This is a genomic window from Pantoea sp. ANP04 (assembly GCF_041982285.1).
Lineage (GTDB): Bacteria > Pseudomonadota > Gammaproteobacteria > Enterobacterales > Enterobacteriaceae > Pantoea > Pantoea eucalypti.
In genome coordinates this window covers 1-532 of record NZ_JAUTYS010000163.1, presented here as the reverse complement: position 1 = coordinate 532, position 532 = coordinate 1, and the positions used below count along the sequence as shown (strand labels likewise).

Sequence of the window (532 nt, the reverse complement as noted above, 5' to 3'; positions counted from 1 at the left end):
GGTGATGGTGGTACTGGGTGAGATCGGGGCTCAAGACTTGCCGATCCTGGAGGTCTATAACAAACTCGATTTGCTCGAGGGTGTGGAGCCGCAGATTCAGCGCGATCCCGATGGCAAGCCGCAGCGTGTCTGGTTGTCGGCCCGTGATGGCCAGGGACTTGATCTGCTCAAGCAGGCCATTGCGGAGCTGCTGGGTGAAGATTTGTTCGTAGGCACCTTGCGCTTGCCTCAGCGTTTTGCTCGACTGCGAGCACAGTTTTTCCAGTTGAACGCTGTGCAGAAAGAAGATCACGACGACGAAGGGGTCAGTTTGCTGGCCGTTCGCCTGCCGCGGGCCGAGTTGAACCGGCTGGTCAGTCGCGAAGGTCTGCAACCGTCGGAATTCATCGAGCAACACACTTTGCAATAAAAGCCTGGGCATGCGGTTGTGCCGCTGTAGCAGGCATTCTGTAGCATTGGTCGGCGCGCCGTGGGTGCGTCTTTGCTTTATCAGATGGAGAGCGCTATGGCTTGGAATGAGCCGGGTGGCAAC

Annotated in this window: 1 pseudogene; it reads left to right on the top strand. The window is 57.7% G+C overall.

Features of this window, described 5'->3' with window-relative positions:
* Positions 1 to 409, top strand: a pseudogene (locus tag Q7C21_RS22900) (hypothetical protein); the annotation flags it as partial.
* Positions 410 to 532: the final 123 nt, after the last annotated feature.